Genomic DNA, 15,725 nt, shown 5'->3' with positions numbered 1-15,725 from the left:
CCAGGGTTTTTATAGAGCACCGGTTAGACCGTTAGCGCATGTGCTTATGCGCTACTTACCGAAGTGGTAACTCACGTCCAGCCAGACCTGGCGGCCATAGGGGTCGTAGTTGCCGCTGGGGTAATACGGCCAGCCGGCGGAGTCATCGTGCTTGACCTGATTGAGCAGGTTGTTGACGGTCAGGCCGACACTCGCCTGCTCGTTCACCTGGTAACGGGCGCTGGCGTTGAAGGTGGTCCACGGCGACAGGCGCCCATCGCCGGCGCCATTGGTCACGCTGCCGTAGCGAATGCCGGTCAGCGTGGTGGTGAGGTGCTGGTAGTCCCAGGTCAGGCTCGCGTTGACCTTGCTGCGCCAGTCGTGGTTGTCGGTGCTGGAGCGCAGGTTCTGGGTTTGCGCATCGTCCGATTCCTTGAGGTAGTGGGACAGCACCAGGCTGTAGCCAATCGCCGAACTGAACGCGCCGTACTGGCCTGCGCCCCAGCGAAGATTACTCTTGAGGTCCAGGCCGCTGACCCGCTCGCTGGCGGCGTTGATCGCATTGACCTGCACCCGTTGCAGCACGTTCGGGTCCACTGCCGCCGTGCTGGCATTGCGCTGGATGCGTGCCAGGACGTCGGCGCAAGTGGTCGCATCAAGCTGGCCGTTGCGGCACTGGTTTTCCTGTTGCAGCAAGCGGTTGATGTCGACGGTGGTCAACAGGTCCTTGATTTCGACGCGCCAGAAGTCGGCGGAGAAATCAAACTGATGCGAGGGCGACCAGACAAAGCCGTACGTCCAGGACTTGCCACGCTCGGAGGCGAGGTCCGAATTACCGGTCTGGGTGTAATCCACGCGGCCTCGGTCACACGCCCCTTCTACGCCCTTGCTGCAACCGTAATAGTCGATCTGGTCAGGCGTGTAGCCATTGGTCGCGGCCTGGTAGAGGTAGTTGAGGTCGGGTGCGCGAAAGCTGGTGCCGTAGCTGCCACGAAACAGCAGGCTGGTCACCGGGCGCCATTCCAGGCCCAGGTTGTAGGTTTTTTGTTGCTCGGTGCGGCCACTGAATTTGTATTGGTCCCAGCGCCCGGCCGCCGAGGCGAGCAAGGTGTCGGTGACGGGAATGCTCAGCTCGCCACCCGCGGCGTAGCGGTCACGCGAACCGCCTGAATTGGAGGCCGGCGTGGTGTTGTAAAACGTGCCGTCATTGAGTTGGTCGTCGACATCGACGCTGTAGGATTGCCGCCCCACTTCGGTCACACCGGCAAAGCCCACCGGCCCGGCGGGCAGCTCGAACAGGTCGCCGTTGATGTTGGCGCTGAAGGTTTGGGAAACCGATTTACTCTTCTGCACCAGGTTGCCGCGAAACTGATCCCACTGCTCCGGAGTCAGCGGCTGGTCCAGCCGCGAAGGGTCTGGCGCGAAGACCGGGTGCCCGTCCTGCGTGCCCAGTTGCGGCCCGAGGTAGTAATCGCGGATGCCGCTCAAAGGCGTGTAGCGGGTGGTGCGGTCGCTGGTGTACTCGGAGCGGTTCGCCGCAATCTGATAACCCCAATCACTGTTGGTGAACTTGTCTTCCAGGCCCAGGGTGCCGGTCCAGGACACTTCGCGCCATTTGCTGTTGTTGCTGGTCTTGCCACCGATTTCCTCGCTGGAAAAGTTGCGTGACCAGCGCTCCAGGTTACCGGTGTTGCGGTTGATAAAGTCCGGCGAGGTGAAGCTTGGGCCGCGCGTGTTGTTCTGCGTGTGATCAAAGCCAAACATCAAGTCGGCGAACACTTTGCCGGTGTCGCTGAAGTGCCAGGTGCCGCGCGTGTAGCCGTCATAGTTTTCCTTTTGCGCCTGCAAGGTCCAGTAGTCGTTGTAGTACTGGTTGGTGGTGCAGCGGGTGCTGCTGCCACCGAGCTTGCCGTTGTAGATACCGCCGTAGGCACCGCAGCCGGGGCCGAGGTAGGCGCCGCTGTCGAGGTTACGGCGGTAGCCCACATCCTTGGCCGGGCCGTCGCTCATAAAGCCGCGCTGGTTGGCCCAGATCGGTTGGCGCTGGGTCAGCTCCAGGCCGAATACCCCGTCAAAATCGCCCCAGGTGTCGCCGCCGCTGATCTGCAGGCGCTGGTTGTCGCCGCCGCCACGCTCGGCGGCGCCACCACGCAGATTGACGTCCACGCCGCTGATTTTGTCTTTGAGGATGATGTTCACCACCCCGGCAATCGCGTCGGAGCCATACACCGCCGAGGCGCCGCTGCTGAGGATCTCAATACGCTCGATCATCACCGCCGGGATGTTCGCAAGGTTGGTGAAGTTGACCGCGCCGTCGTACGCCGTGGGGTAGTCGGCCACGCGCCTGCCGTTGATCAGCACCAGTGTGTGGTTCGGCCCCAGCCCTCGCAGGTTGAGGGCACTGGCGGCCGGTTGGAAGGTGTTGCCGTAGTCTTCGCCCTGGGTCATGCCGGTGTTCTGGGTTTGCGAAGCAATGGCGTCGTAGACGTTTTTGTAGCCCCTGCGGGTGACTTCGTCAGCGGTGATGACCGTGACCGGCGACGGCCCTTCAACCTGGGCACGGGCAATGCGTGACCCCGTGACCACGACCTTTTCCAACGCCACATCACCCGGGACTTTCGCCGCCGTGGGCGCCGCCTTGACCGCCGCTGCAGGTGGCTTGGCCGCCCGGCGCAGGGTCCAACCGCCGTCGCCACTGGGCACGGCGTCAAGGGCTGCACCGCGCAGTGCCTGTCGCAGCGCTTGCTCGGTGGTGAAGGTGCCCCGCACCGGCGCGCTGGTCAGGCCTTGCACAAGGTCTTGCTGGAAGGAAATGATCTGCCCGCTGCTGCGTGACAGGGTCAACAGCGCTTGGTCGAGGGGGCCGCTGGCGATATCAAAATCAAAAGTCTGGGCGGTCGATATCGCAGACAGCGGCTGTGCCAGCACCGCCGTGCCATGTCCCGCCAAGGTCAGGCCAATCGTCAGAGACAGTGCCGCCAGAGATGCGCGACTGAGAGGTTTGCGTTGCATGGTTGAGGTTCCCATCATTGATATGCCGTTGATGGGTTGAACAACAGATCGGGGTTTTTTATAGGCGGCCGTTAGGCTAAAAAAGCATGGGTTTATAACGGCCCGAAACAACACTCCCAGGCAGATACACCCTGGCCTGTATTGGGTTGTGCAACAGTGGCGGGGGTTTTATAGGGCTGGGAAAATTATTTTTATCGGCGCTCGATACTGACCCAATAAGGGCTGTGATAATCGATCTGCACCGGCAAGGATTTGGCCAGCAATTGCAGGGCGCCCTGGCTGTCGTCCAGCGGGAAAATCCCGCTCAGCCTCAGGCTCGCCGCCTCGGGGCTGACGCGGATGATGCCGCGCCGGTAGTCACGCAGGGCTTGCACCACTTCACCCAATGAGCGGTCACGCACTTCCAGCAAGCCTTGGGTCCACGAGGCCTCGCCGCCGCTGGCGGTTTCCAGGTCGAGGATGCCATGGGCATTGAACGTGGCTTTCTGGCCGGCACTGATCACCTGCACAGCGCCGTCGCGCGTGGTGATTTCCACTTGGGAATGCAGCATCGTGATTTGGGTTCGATCCTCGCCCTGCTGTACCAGAAACCGCGTACCCAACGCGCGCATGCGGCCGTGTTCGGTCTCGACGATAAACGGTCTGAGACTGTCCTTGAAAACGTCGACCAGCAGCTTGCCGTCGAGCAACTGCAACAGCCGTTGCCGAGCATCGAAATGCGTCAGCACCTTGCTGCGCGCATCCAGGGTCAATGCACTGCCATCCTCCAGCGTGAGGTTCAGGCGCTCGCCCGTACCGGTGCGCAAAGCGCCCAACGGCAACCAGCTGTCGGACAGCCGCGTGATCAGACTTCCAAACGACACAACGCCAACCAGCGCCAGGGTATTGCGCAAGAAGCGCCGGCGGCCCGACGGTGCGTTGAGGGTGTGCAACAGGCTGTCGCGGGGCATGCGGCGCAGTTCGTCATTGTTCAGCACGGCCGGAACGCCGCCCATCATGTTGAAGATTTCGGCACGCCGTGGGTCGCCCTCACTCCAGCGACGGAACGCCTGGTGCTCCTGAGCACTGGCGTGCCCGGATTGCAGCAACGCCATCCACTGTGCTGCCTCGTCGATGATCGCCTCATCCGGCGCGCTGTGGCTCATGGCTGTGTCATCGCCAGGTAGCAGCGCTTGAACGCATCGGCCATGTACTGCTGAACCCGGCTGACCGAGACCTGCAGGCGCTCGGCGATCTGCGCATAGGTCAAACCGTCCAGCTGGTGATACAAAAACGCCGCCTTGGCCTTGGCCGACAAACCGTCGAGCAAGCGGTCGACTTCCAGCAGCGTCTCGATCAACAGCAAACGCTCCTCGGGCGACGGGTGCACCATCATCGGCGCCTGGGCCAATGCTTCCAGGTAGGCACGTTCCAGGTCCTGGCGACGCCAGCCCTCATACATCAGGCGCCGCGCGATGGTGGTCAGCAACGCCCGCGGCTCGCGGATTTGCGAAGGGTCGGGCAATGCCAGTACCCGCAGGAAGGTCTCCGATGCAATGTCCTGAGCCCCATGGGCGCACCCCATGGCCCGGCTTACCCGCGTGCAAAGCCAACTGTAGTCACTTTTGAACATCTGCCCAATCAGACCTAAATGTGGGTTCTGATTTACACCCATTGCATGCTCCATGCGAATAAAGGCCATTCAGCCTGGCGGTTGATGAGCAATGGAAAGCCATCGCTGGAGGCGGACTTTGCATGAGGGGAGCATAGGTTAGGAAAGAATAAAAAATAACAGCAGCCTGTCAAATTGGCATATGCAGAAAAATCAGATACGGGCCAGCGCCCTGGCTGTCAGGTCAGTGCGAAGACACATAGACAGAAGGCTGCGCCGGCGCGGGCAGCGAATAGGTTGCTTTCATCCATTCGACTTCAGCATGGGGTGTGCGGCCGAAGTAGCGCTTGAACTCTCGGCTGAACTGCGATGCGCTTTCATAGCCCACGTTAAAAGCCGCAGATGAGGCCGACATGTCGTCGCGGAGCATCAACAACCTTGCCTGGTGCAGACGAGTCGATTTCAGGTACTGCATGGGTGAGGAGTCGGTGACTGTTCGAAAGTGCAGATGAAAGCTGGGTACGCTCATACTTGCCTCCTGGGCCAGGCACTCGACGTCCAGCCGCTCCTGGTAACAGCTGTGTATCTTGCGAATGGCGCGGGTCACCTTTGCGAAATGGCCCTGCTTGCCAAGGGCGGCCCGCATGGACCCTCCTTGTTCACCTGCGATGATCCGGTAGTAAATCTCGCGCACCAGCGAGGGGCCAAGGATCGGGCCATCGACCGGATGGCTCATCGCTTCGAGAAAGCGCAGCGTGGACTCGCGCAACATCTCGTCCATCGGCGAGGAATACATGCCTTTGGGACGTTCGTGGGTCGGACCGGATTTTTCGTCAATTTCCAGGATCAGTTCGCCAGCGAGTTTGAAATCCAGGCGCATGTATACCGCCAGCATCGGTTCCTCTTCGCTGGCGTCGGTTTCCATGGTGAAAGGCACTGGCACAGACACCACTAGGTAGTGCTGGGCGTCGTAAAGGTAGACCTCATCGCCCAGATAGCCGAGCTTGCGCCCCTGGCACAGGATGACGATGCCAGGCTCGTAGAGCACTGGCGTGCGGGTCAGCGGGCGATTGGAGCGCAGGAAGCGTATGTCTTCCAGTGCGCTCAGGTTGTAGCCCTCCACGGGGGCCAACTGCTCCATCAGTTGGACCATGCGCCGGGTTCGCGCGGCAAAATGATTCATAGGCCCCTCTTGCGGTTTCACGAAGCGTGACCATCCGTAGAGCGTGTCAGTGCTTCCCATTGGTCGATGTCACGCAGGGATTGCGTCAGCTTTTCGCGCACAAAGCCTATGGCATCGCTGCCGAGCAGCAGGTGGGCCGGTGGGTTGTCGCTGGCGATCAACTGCAGCATGGCTTGCGCAGCTTTTTGCGGGTCCCCCAACTGGTGGCCGCTTTTCGCTTCGCGCGCCTGGCGTACCGGATCAAAGCTGGCATCGTAGTCGGCGATGCTGCGGGGCGTACGCTGCATCGAGCGGCCGGCCCAATCGGTGCGAAATGAGCCTGGCGCCACGGCGGTGACAAAAATGTTGAATGGCTTGAGTTCTTTGCTCAGGGTGTCGGAGATGCCTTCCAGCGCGAACTTGCTGGCGCAGTAGTAGGCGATACCCGGCATCGTGATGGTGCCGCCCATGGACGTGATGTTGATGATGTGCCCGCTGCGGCGCTGGCGGAAGTACGGCACGAACGCCTTGGTCACGGCAACGGCGCCGAACACGTTGACGTCGAACTGACGACGCATTTCTTCCAGCGGCGACTCTTCGAAAATGCCCTCATGGCCGTAACCTGCGTTGTTCACCAGGACATCCACCGGGCCGTAGCGGGTCTCGATCTCGGCAACGACGCTGTCGATCCGCTCAAAGTCGGTGACATCCAGGATCACGCCATGAGCACGCTCCGCTGATAATGCCTCGAACGTTTGCAGCGCGGCTTCGTTGCGAACGGTACCAATGACACGGTGGCCTGCAGCCAGCGCCTCGGTCGCGAGGGCCTTGCCAAAGCCGCTGCTGATGCCGGTGATGAACAGGGTTTTGCGAGTGCTCATGGAAATTCCTCTCGGTTACTGAGTGCTAATGGTAGCCAAGCCACCGCTGGCGACCTATGCCGGATCATCTATGAGGCTTGCCTATTCCTATTCGCTTCTACTCGTACTCTCAATTGTCCCGGTGTGGCTCGATTGGCGCAGGCTGATGCATGGTCCGGCCCGCCCCAGTGGGTGTCACTGAGGCGGTCGGCACCACTCCACGTTACGTCAGCCAGACATCGACCTGCCGCTCCGCGCCCTCTATAAACACCAAGGCCTCGACCTGCCCCGCCTCTATCAGGTCTTGGCTGACGCCTTTTATCAATTCAAGCTGCGCGGCGCTGTCGACCAGCTCAACACGTGCTACCGGAGCCTTCATGGATTGGCTGGCGTCAGACTTTGCTTTGCGAATCGCAGACAGCACGCTGCTCAGGCTCATCAATAACTGTTCAACAGCCGCGTCAGGGCAAGCGTCCCCTTGCGGCCAGGGCGCCTTGTGCACTGAGCCGCAACTCCAGGATTGCCAGACCTCCTCACACACAAAGGGTAGAAATGGCGCAAACAGTCGCTGCTGCACGCTCAGCGCATGTGCCAATGCATTACGCGCCGAGTAGCCGTCGGGTCGATAGGCACGACGCTTGACCAATTCGACGTAGTCATCGCAAAACCACCAGAAGAATCCTTCGATACGCGACAACGCCCCGCTGTAGTCATAGGCCTCCAGCGCGACGGTAGCGTCCTGGACTACGCCACCCAAGCGTTCGAGCATGGCTTGATCCAGCGGTTGGTCGATATCCCCGGTGTCATCCTTCGCAAAGCCTTGAACCAACCTCGAAAGATTGAACAGCTTGACGGCCAGGCGGCGGCCGATTTTCATCTGCTGCTCTTCAAAGGCTGTGTCACTGCCGAGCCGCGCCGAGGCAGCCCAATAGCGCACGCCGTCACTTCCATACTGGTCGAGCAAGGCTTGAGGGGTGACCACATTCCCCTTGGACTTGGACATTTTCTTGCGATCGGGATCAAGGATCCACCCGGAAAGCGCGACGTTGCGCCATGGCGCGCAACCGTGTTCAAAATGGCTGCGTACCAGTGTCGAGAACAGCCAGGTTCGGATTATGTCGTGACCTTGGGGCCTGAGGTCCATCGGGTATATTTTGGCAAACAACCCATCGTCCTCTCCCCAGCCGCCGGCAATCTGAGGCGTCAGGGAACTGGTGGCCCAGGTGTCCATGATGTCTTGTTCACCGATAAACCCGTTGGGTTGACCACGTTGTTCGGGTCGATAGCCCGGTGGCGTATCCAGGCCCGGATCGACAGGCAGGCTTGCCTCACTGGCGATAATCGGAGCGCCATGCTCGGCTTCGCCTTGTGCGTCCAGGCGATACCAGAACGGAATCGGCACGCCGAACGTACGTTGGCGACTGATTAGCCAGTCTCCATTCAACCCCCCTACCCAATGCTCGTAACGCCTGAGCATGTGCGGCGGATGCCAGTCCAACGCCTGGCCAGCGTCGAGCAACACGTCCCTCAGGTTCGCGTCGCGTCCGCCATTGCGCAAGTACCATTGCCGCGTCGCGAGAATTTCCAAAGGCCGGTGGCCTTTCTCGAAGAACTTTACCGCGTGGTTAATCGGTCGTGGCTCATCTCGCATGGCGCCGCAGTCACGCAACATCGAAACGAGCTGCGTACGAACCTGGGACAGGGTACGGCCGGCCAGGCCTGCGTAGGCCTGTTGGCTGCGCGAAGACGTCAACCAGGAGGGCGTTTCAAGTAACAGGCGCCCGTCCTTTCCCAGGACTGACCGTGTGGGCAGCTGCAACTCCCGCCACCAAATCACATCGGTTAGATCGCCAAAGGTGCAGACCATCGCCAACCCGGTGCCCTTGCCGGGGTCACCCAAAGGGTGGGCCAGCAGCGGAACGTCCAGGTCAAAAATCGGCGCACGCACGGTCTGCCCGAACCTCGCCTGATAACGAGCGTCGTCCGGGTGAGCCACCAGCGCCACGCATGCCATCAGCAACTCAGGTCGAGTCGTAGCAATCTTCAGTTCGGCACCATCAGCCGCGTCGAAGCCGAGTTCGTGATACGCACCCGCAACCTCGCGCTCCTCAAGCTCTGCCTGGGCTACGGCCGTCTGGAACGTCACATCCCAGAGACACGGAGCCTCCTGGCTATACAGTTCGCCACGCTGGTAGTTACGCAGTAACGCGCGCTGACTGGCTCGTTGGGAGCGTTCATCAATGGTGGCGTATGAAAGACTCCAATCAACGGACAAGCCCAGTTGCACGAACAGTGCACGGAACGCTTGCTCATCGATGGCCGTCAGCTCATGGCACAACTCGATAAAGTTGCGCCGACTGATGACGGCAAAGTCAGCCCGTTTTAATGGAATTGACTCGGAGGGTTTGAAGCCAGGCTGGTAAGCGGCCAACGAGTCGCAACGTACGCCGTAGAAATTCTCGACCCTGCGTTCGGTCGGCAAGCCATTGTCGTCCCAACCCATGGGGTAGAACACAGCCTTGCCGCGCATCCGCTGGAACCGGGCGATGATATCGGTGTGGGTGTAGCTGAAGACATGGCCAACGTGCAACGAACCTGAGGCTGTCGGTGGCGGCGTGTCGATGGAGAATACAGCGTCGCGTTGGGCGCTGTGGTCAAAGGCATACGTGCCTTCGAGCTGCCAATGCTGAGACCAGCGTGTTTCGAGGTTTTCAAGCGAGGGGGTGACGGTTTGATCGTTTAGAACTTCATCACGTTTAACGGTGACATAGCTTCCTCCTGTCAACATCATGGGGCGCGACAACGGTTGTGCGCCGAAGCAAACTTTATATTCAATCGCCTGCGGAAAGTAAACCCCTTGAACCAGGCCATTTTTTCCACAAAATAGCGTAAAAACAGTCCGGAAGATTTCTCACATTCAACAGGTACCCTATGCACACCCCCGTCACAATCATCGGTGCTGGCCTGGGCGGTCTCATCCTGGCTCGCGTGCTGTACGTCCACGGTATTGCCGCCACCGTCTATGAAGCAGAGCCGTCGGCAACCGCACGCGCCCAAGGCGGGATGCTCGATATCCACGACTACAACGGCCAACTGGCCTTGCAGGCAGCGGGCCTGACGGACGAGTTCCGCGCGCTTATCCTGAAAGGTCGCGAGGCGACTCGGGTGCTTGATTGGCAGGGTGCCACTCTGTTGGATCAACCCGACGACGGCACAGGCGGCCGTCCCGAGGTCATGCGTGGCGAGCTGCGCAAGATGCTCCTCGATTCACTGCCCGCCGGTACTGTGCGCTGGGGCCACAAGGTCAAGAGCGTGCGCGCCCTCGGCGAGGGTCGCCACGAAGTGACCTTCGCCGACGGTACTTGCGTTGCCACCCACCTGCTGGTTGGCGCGGACGGAGCCTGGTCAAAGGTCCGGCCGCTGCTCAGCGACGCTGCCCCCGAGTACATGGGCCGCTCGTTGATCGAAACCTACCTGTATGACAGCGACGCCCGGCACCCGGCCACCTCCAGGGCGGTAGGTGGCGGTGCGATGTTCGCACTTCAACCGGGAAAAGGGATCCAGGCGCACCGTGAGACGAGCGCCACGCTGCACACCTACGTAGTGCTCACCGAATCCCAAAGCTGGTTTGCCGCCATCGATTTCACCGACACGCCAACGGCGGCGGCACGGATCGCGCAGGAATTCGCAGGCTGGTCCCCTGCCCTCACGGCGCTGATCACCGACAGTGACACCGAACTGGTATGGCGCCCGCTCTTTATGCTGCCGGTTGAGCACCGCTGGGAGCGGGTGCCGGGCGTAACGCTGATCGGTGATGCCGCACACCTTGCGGCCCCGAATGGCGAAGGTGCCAACCTGGCCATGTACGATGGTGCCGAACTCGGCAAGGCCATCGCCTCATACCCTGATGACGTCGAAGCCGCCCTGGGCGAATACGAACAGGCCATGTTCCCGCGCAGCGCGCAAATGGCTGCCGAGGGGAATGAACTGCACGAGTTGCTGTTTGGTGACGATGCACCCTATAGCCTGGTCAGCATGTTCAACGGGGCAAGTGCCTGAACAGGGCTCGGGTCAATCACACTGGAAGGACTCAAGGACGTTATAAATTTCGGCAACCACCTGCCGTGTTGCGCCCTCAATGGTTCCTTCATTCCGGCATAACACCCAGCCGTGATCCGCAACCGCTCGCTCGAACGCCTGGGTACAGGCGACATGTTCTGCCAGCGTGTGGATCACGGTACTGCTCAGCCCACGTCGGCGTGCCGCGGCCCGTGCCCATGAAATATCAGGGTCGGTGACGACCCCGATATGCAGGTCCGGCACTTGCACGTTTCGATCAATGTTCAACTGCAGGATTTCTGCCAGCGGGACTTCCCGGCGAAACGCGGCATCAGACGGGTACCAGCGGTCGATCAGGACGATGCTGCCTGGAGGCTGTCTAGCCAGCACGTGCCGGGAAATCCACGCGCGGCTATCAGCGAAGCGTTCACAAACCTCCCACTCCAGATCCAGGCCGGGATGCCTGGCGAGTCTGTTAACGAGGGTCATTGTTTCACTTCTGAAGGGATCGCTTTTTCTCTCGCAAAGCCGGATCACCATTCTGTTGTCAGCCCTAAGCGCTTTTGTTACGGACTCCAGCAATGTGGTTTTGCCAGTACCCTTGGGGCCATCCATGGAAACAAACAACGGACGGCCAGCCGCCTGGCTCAACACGGCTTGTCGGTCCGGCTGCGCATGGTTTCGGCGATCACCTTGGCCAGTGCAGATTGATCGAATGGCTTGGGTAAGCGCGTCAATGTGGTCTTGAGGTCCAGGGAGATTTCCGCAAAGCCCGAGGAAAGAATGATGGGAAGGTTGGGATACAACGACTCGATGTTGCCGGCAAGCTCGATCCCGGTCATGTCCGGCATTGCCATGTCTGTCACGACCAGGTCAAAGCACGCGCCTTGCGCCAGGAACGCCAACGCAGCATGGCCGTCTCCTGCCGACACAACATGATGGCCCAGGTCTTCAAGCATCGCCCCGGTGCTGACCAGCACCAGCGGGTCGTCATCTACCAGCAGAATCTCGAGGCATTGCTGATGGGCTGCATCGGGTGTATCTGCAGTTGATGCCAGCGCCGCAGACTGTGTGGTGGCGGTCACCGCCACCGGTAACCAGAGCTCTGCGGCTGTGCCCTCTCCTACCCGACTCTTCAGCACAAAGTGGCCCTGTGACTGTGCCGCCAGGCCATGCACCATCGAAAGCCCAAGCCCGGTGCCTTTTCCCGCGCCCTTGGTGGTGAAGAACGGCTCCATGGCCCGTTGCAAGGTCGCGTCATTCATCCCGGGGCCGGTGTCGGTGACAGAGATGCAAATCAGCCTTTGCGAGTCATTCGCCCCGCCGGGAAACGCATCCTCCCGCGCTGAAATCAGGATCCTGCCCCGACCTTCCATTGCGTCCCGGGCGTTGATCACCAGGTTCATCACAGCCATTTCCAGTTGGCTCATGTCGACCAATACCGGCCGCAGGATCAATGGGAACTGTGTGTCGACGTTGATGCCTGCGCCCAACATGCGGGACAGCAGGTCTGACATGTTGCGGATCAGATCGCCCACATCCACAGGCTGAGGGTCAAGCTCCTGGCGACGGGCAAAGGCCAGCATCCGCTGAGTCAGCGTTGCGCCCCGCTGGGCGCCCGCGATGGCATTATTCAGTAAGGCGCAGGTTCTCGAGTCCTGCGGGACACGCTTCTTGGCGAGTTCAAGACTCCCCAGAATCACCATCAGGAGGTTGTTGAAGTCATGGGCGATGCCGCCGGTGAGCTGGCCCAGGGACTCCATTTTCTGGGATTGGAATAACGCCTCTCGGGTTTCCTTGATCTCCTGTTGAGCCTGGACGCTTTCGGTAACGTCCCGGGTGATCTTCGCAAACCCCACCAGCTCACCCAGTTCATTCTTGATCGGGTCGATAACCACATGGGCGAGGAATCCCGTGCCGTCCTTGCGCAGGCGCCAGCCCTGCCCTTCGTAACGACCTTCCCTGACCACCGTTTCAAGGGCGCGCTGCGGGACCTTGTGGTCTACGTCCTCACGCTGGAAGAACATGGAGTAATGCCTGCCGATGACTTCTGCCGGCTGATAACCCTTGATGCGCTGGGCGCCGGCGTTCCAGGTGGTGATCACGCCGTTGGGGTCCAGCATATACAGCGCGTAGTCGGTGACGCCTTGCACCAGCAGGCTGAATTGCTGCTCGCTCTGGCGCAGCGCCTGCTCCGCGGCCTTACGCTCGGTCAGGTCCCGTGTGACCTTGGCGAAGCCAATCAACGTGCCGTCGTCGGCGCGTATCGGGTCGATGATCACCAGTGCCCAGAGACGAGTCCCATCCTTGCGGATGCGCCAACCTTCGCCCTCGAAGCGCCCTGACTGCTCGGCGCTCTTGAGTGCCCGGCCCGGCAAGTCCGAGGCCAGGTCTTCCGGGGTGTAGAACAGCGAAAAATGCCTGCCCAGCACTTCACTCTGTTCGTACTGCTTGATCTTCCTCGCCCCGGAGTTCCAACTGCGAATCAACCCGTTCGTATCAAGCATATAGATGGCATAGTCGACCACTGCGTCGACGAGCAGTCGATACCGGTCGTCCTGATTGAAAGGCCCTTGTGCAGGATGGGATGGCATCAGGAAAGTCTCGGGACAAATGAGTGGCTTGAGCCCTCAGTATGTCTAAAAAAATCCCCGGCCCACCAATTTATTCATCTGGACAGTTTTTTTGAGTCAACCGCCGCCGTTGCGCGCAAACCGTGGAATCTTCAATCCCAGGCTTTCCCGCAAGGTCGTACCTTCATAAGCCGTGCGATACACGCCGCGCTCCTGCAACAACGGGATGACCTCGTGCGTGAAGCGCTTGAACTGCTCCGGATGGCCGATGTAGATGTTGAAACCATCCACCGCGCGGGCTTCAAGCCAGTCAGCCATTTTCCGAGCGACGGTATCCGCCGATCCGACAAACGCCCCCGGGCGCAGTTGCCGCCCGAACTCCACCGCCTGGCGCAATGTAAAACCTTTCTCCCGTGCCTGATCGGCAATGCGTTTGGCCGCGGTAAAAAAGCTGCTGCGTGCCGCCTCCAGGCTTTCCTGCGGGAACGGCGCATCAAGGTCGTACTGGCTGAAATCATGCCAGCCGAAATTGCGTCCGAACTCCTTCAGCGCCAGCTCGAAACTGTGGTCGGCCTGATGGTAGTGCCGCTCGATTTCACGCGCCTGTTCATCGGTATCGCCTACATAAATCTCGGCGCCGGGCATCACCAGCAATTGCTCCGGGTCACGGCCATGTTGCAGCGCCCTGCTCTTGATATCCCGATAAAAAGCCTGGCCCTGCTCGATGCTGGCCGCATGGGTAAAGATCACATCGGCCGTGGCCGCGCCGAGGTCGCGGCCTTGTTCCGAATCGCCAGCCTGGAAGATCACCGGTTGGCCCTGGGGTGAGCGCTGGATATTCAGCGGCCCGACCACGGAAAAGTGCTCGCCCTTGTGATTCAGGCTGTGGAGTTTGGCGGGGTCGAGAAACCGGCCGGTGGCGCGGTCACGCACGAAGGCATCTTCCTCATAGGAGTTCCACAGGCCCTGCACGACCTGGACGTGTTCGGCCGCCCGGCCATAGCGGGTGTCGTAGTCATAATGTTCGTCGCGGCTGTAGTTGCCGGCGGTACCGGCGTCGCCGCTGGTGACCACGTTCCAGCCGGCGCGGCCTTTGCTGATCAGGTCGAGTGAGGCCAGGCGCCGCGCGACGTTATAGGGCGAGTTGTAAGAGGTCGTCAGCGTACCGACCAGGCCCAGGTGCCGGGTGCTTACGGCAAGTGCCGATAACAGCGTCAGCGGCTCCAGCCGGTTCAGGTAGTGGGATGGCGAACCCGGTGTGATGAATTGGCTGTCGACGATGAACATCAAGTCGAACAATGCCGCCTCGGCCTGGCGTGCAATGTCGACGTACCAGTCGACGTTGACGCTGGCATCGGCCGGCAATTGCGGGTCGAGCCACAGATTGTGGCGGCCGGGCCCGCCGCAGCCCATGGTCAGGGCGCCTAGTTTGAGCTGTCTTTTGGTCATGTCCAACGTATTCCTGGAAGCGTTCAGGGCTGGGTTCTGGCGACGGCTGGCTGCAAGGACGCCGCGAAGGAGTCGTCGAACAGCTTGGCTGCCGGGTAAGACTTGACCAGTCCCTGGCTTGCGAAAAAGTCCACGGTCTTTTGTGCTTCTACAGGCGACTGGGCTGTCACCGGTTCGACCGTCGTGCGTGCCCGGGCAAACCAGGCGCGGGCAATGTCGGCATCTGCGCGGGTGCGCTTGGCCCAGGCATCTGCATACGCATCGGCGTTGGCCGGGCTTTGGCGCGTCCAGTCACGGGCTTTCTTCAGGCGTTGGAGAAAATCGCTGATTTGCGCACGCTTGTTATCGACGGCCCTGGTGCTGGCGGCGACGAAACTCTGGGCCGGGATCAGCCCGTCTGCGGTCGCCAATACCCGTGCGCCCTGGCGTTCCTGTTGGGTGACGTAGGGTTCCCAGGTGGCGATGACGTCGACCGAACCGCCTTCCAGTGCGTGGGAAGCATCCAGTGCACTGAGGTAGCGCAACTCCAGGGCCTCTTTCGGCACGCCCGCCTTATCCAGTGCGGTCAGCAGCAGTTGCTGGCTCCAGGAGCCTTTCCAGATGGCGGCGCGCTTGCCTTTGAGGTCCGCAAGGCTGTGGATCGAGGAATCCTTTTTCACCAGGATGGCCACGCCCTCGAGGTTTTGCCGGCTGATGGCAATCACCTTGATCGGTGCGCCGAGTGCACCGAGGAACAGCACGGGCGCATCGCCGAGCAGGCCGATGTCGAGGCTGTTGGTATTGAGGGCTTCCGCCACGGGAGACCCGGCGGTGAATTGCTTCCATTCAAGGGTATAGGGCAGATCATCCAGCACCCCCGCCGCTTCCATCACGGCCTGGGCGTTGTAGCTTTGGTCTCCGACCACCAGCGTTTGCGCGTTCGCGGTCAGGCACAGCAGCGTGGCGGCCAACCCGGCCGCCAGTTTTGTCAGGTAACGCACGTTCGTCTCCAGATGCCTTCTCAAGCATTGAAAGTCGATCCGCGCGTGCGGTCTCGGCAG

11 protein-coding genes are annotated in these 15,725 nt (G+C 60.8%); 1 reads left to right on the top strand and 10 read right to left on the bottom strand.

What is annotated here, in order from left to right; genetic code table 11:
• Window positions 1–51 precede the first annotated feature (51 nt).
• From HX805_RS13130 to valS, 6 genes are all read right to left on the bottom strand, one after another.
• Window positions 52–2,991, bottom strand: coding sequence for a TonB-dependent receptor (locus HX805_RS13130; RefSeq protein WP_177116917.1), 2,940 nt, complete (start codon window positions 2,989–2,991; stop codon window positions 52–54).
• Window positions 2,992–3,182: 191 nt separating this feature from the next.
• The gene (locus HX805_RS13125) at window positions 3,183–4,136 is read right to left on the bottom strand and encodes a FecR domain-containing protein (protein ID WP_003217682.1); all 954 of its coding nucleotides are present in this window, start codon (window positions 4,134–4,136) and stop codon (window positions 3,183–3,185) included.
• On the bottom strand, window positions 4,133–4,645 hold the full coding sequence (locus tag HX805_RS13120; RefSeq protein ID WP_177081844.1) for a sigma-70 family RNA polymerase sigma factor: 513 nt from the start codon (window positions 4,643–4,645) through the stop codon (window positions 4,133–4,135). Before HX805_RS13120 ends, HX805_RS13125 begins: the two co-directional genes overlap by 4 nt.
• Window positions 4,646–4,826: 181 nt before the next feature.
• A complete protein-coding gene (locus HX805_RS13115; protein ID WP_177081843.1) occupies window positions 4,827–5,765 on the bottom strand; it encodes an AraC family transcriptional regulator in 939 nt (312 codons plus the stop codon).
• Between the two features lie 17 nt (window positions 5,766–5,782).
• Window positions 5,783–6,625, bottom strand: coding sequence for an oxidoreductase (locus HX805_RS13110; RefSeq protein WP_003217687.1), 843 nt, complete (start codon window positions 6,623–6,625; stop codon window positions 5,783–5,785).
• 202 nt (window positions 6,626–6,827) lie between these two features.
• Window positions 6,828–9,395 (bottom strand): valine--tRNA ligase, encoded by a 2,568-nt coding sequence (gene valS / locus HX805_RS13105; RefSeq protein WP_177081842.1) that lies wholly within the window; start codon window positions 9,393–9,395, stop codon window positions 6,828–6,830.
• 140 nt (window positions 9,396–9,535) lie between these two features.
• Between valS and HX805_RS13100 the strand changes: the two genes are divergently transcribed.
• Window positions 9,536–10,663 (top strand): NAD(P)/FAD-dependent oxidoreductase, encoded by a 1,128-nt coding sequence (locus HX805_RS13100; protein ID WP_177081841.1) that lies wholly within the window; start codon window positions 9,536–9,538, stop codon window positions 10,661–10,663.
• A gap of 12 nt (window positions 10,664–10,675) precedes the next feature.
• Here HX805_RS13100 and HX805_RS13095 read toward each other — a convergent pair whose 3' ends face one another.
• The 4 genes from HX805_RS13095 to HX805_RS13080 form a co-directional block, all read right to left on the bottom strand.
• Window positions 10,676–11,278: a dTMP kinase gene (locus tag HX805_RS13095; protein ID WP_177009550.1), complete on the bottom strand. Its 603-nt coding sequence runs from the start codon at window positions 11,276–11,278 to the stop codon at window positions 10,676–10,678.
• Between the two features lie 32 nt (window positions 11,279–11,310).
• Window positions 11,311–13,257, bottom strand: coding sequence for a PAS domain-containing sensor histidine kinase (locus HX805_RS13090; protein WP_177081840.1), 1,947 nt, complete (start codon window positions 13,255–13,257; stop codon window positions 11,311–11,313).
• A 96-nt stretch (window positions 13,258–13,353) separates the two neighbouring features.
• Window positions 13,354–14,685, bottom strand: a complete 1,332-nt coding sequence (locus tag HX805_RS13085; RefSeq protein WP_177116916.1) for an LLM class flavin-dependent oxidoreductase — start codon at window positions 14,683–14,685, stop codon at window positions 13,354–13,356.
• Window positions 14,686–14,708: 23 nt separating this feature from the next.
• Complete coding sequence (locus HX805_RS13080; RefSeq protein WP_177029045.1) at window positions 14,709–15,665, bottom strand: ABC transporter substrate-binding protein; 957 nt, start codon at window positions 15,663–15,665, stop codon at window positions 14,709–14,711.
• Window positions 15,666–15,725 lie beyond the last annotated feature (60 nt).

It is taken from the genome of Pseudomonas sp. G5001, from assembly GCF_013385475.1.
In the GTDB taxonomy this organism is placed as follows: domain Bacteria; phylum Pseudomonadota; class Gammaproteobacteria; order Pseudomonadales; family Pseudomonadaceae; genus Aquipseudomonas.
This window is presented reverse-complemented; position numbering and strand designations above follow the sequence as displayed.

Bases quoted from the DNA above. Each gene is read 5' to 3' on its own strand.
- HX805_RS13130 (WP_177116917.1), bottom strand. From the start codon at position 2,991: ATGCAACGCAAACCTCTCAGTCGCGCATCTCTGGCGGCACTGTCTCTG.
- HX805_RS13125 (WP_003217682.1), bottom strand. From the start codon at position 4,136: ATGAGCCACAGCGCGCCGGATGAGGCGATCATCGACGAGGCAGCACAG.
- HX805_RS13120 (WP_177081844.1), bottom strand. From the start codon at position 4,645: ATGGGTGTAAATCAGAACCCACATTTAGGTCTGATTGGGCAGATGTTC.
- HX805_RS13115 (WP_177081843.1), bottom strand. From the start codon at position 5,765: ATGAATCATTTTGCCGCGCGAACCCGGCGCATGGTCCAACTGATGGAG.
- HX805_RS13110 (WP_003217687.1), bottom strand. From the start codon at position 6,625: ATGAGCACTCGCAAAACCCTGTTCATCACCGGCATCAGCAGCGGCTTT.
- valS (WP_177081842.1), bottom strand. From the start codon at position 9,395: ATGATGTTGACAGGAGGAAGCTATGTCACCGTTAAACGTGATGAAGTT.
- HX805_RS13100 (WP_177081841.1), top strand. From the start codon at position 9,536: ATGCACACCCCCGTCACAATCATCGGTGCTGGCCTGGGCGGTCTCATC.
- HX805_RS13095 (WP_177009550.1), bottom strand. From the start codon at position 11,278: ATGGATGGCCCCAAGGGTACTGGCAAAACCACATTGCTGGAGTCCGTA.
- HX805_RS13090 (WP_177081840.1), bottom strand. From the start codon at position 13,257: ATGCCATCCCATCCTGCACAAGGGCCTTTCAATCAGGACGACCGGTAT.
- HX805_RS13085 (WP_177116916.1), bottom strand. From the start codon at position 14,685: ATGACCAAAAGACAGCTCAAACTAGGCGCCCTGACCATGGGCTGCGGC.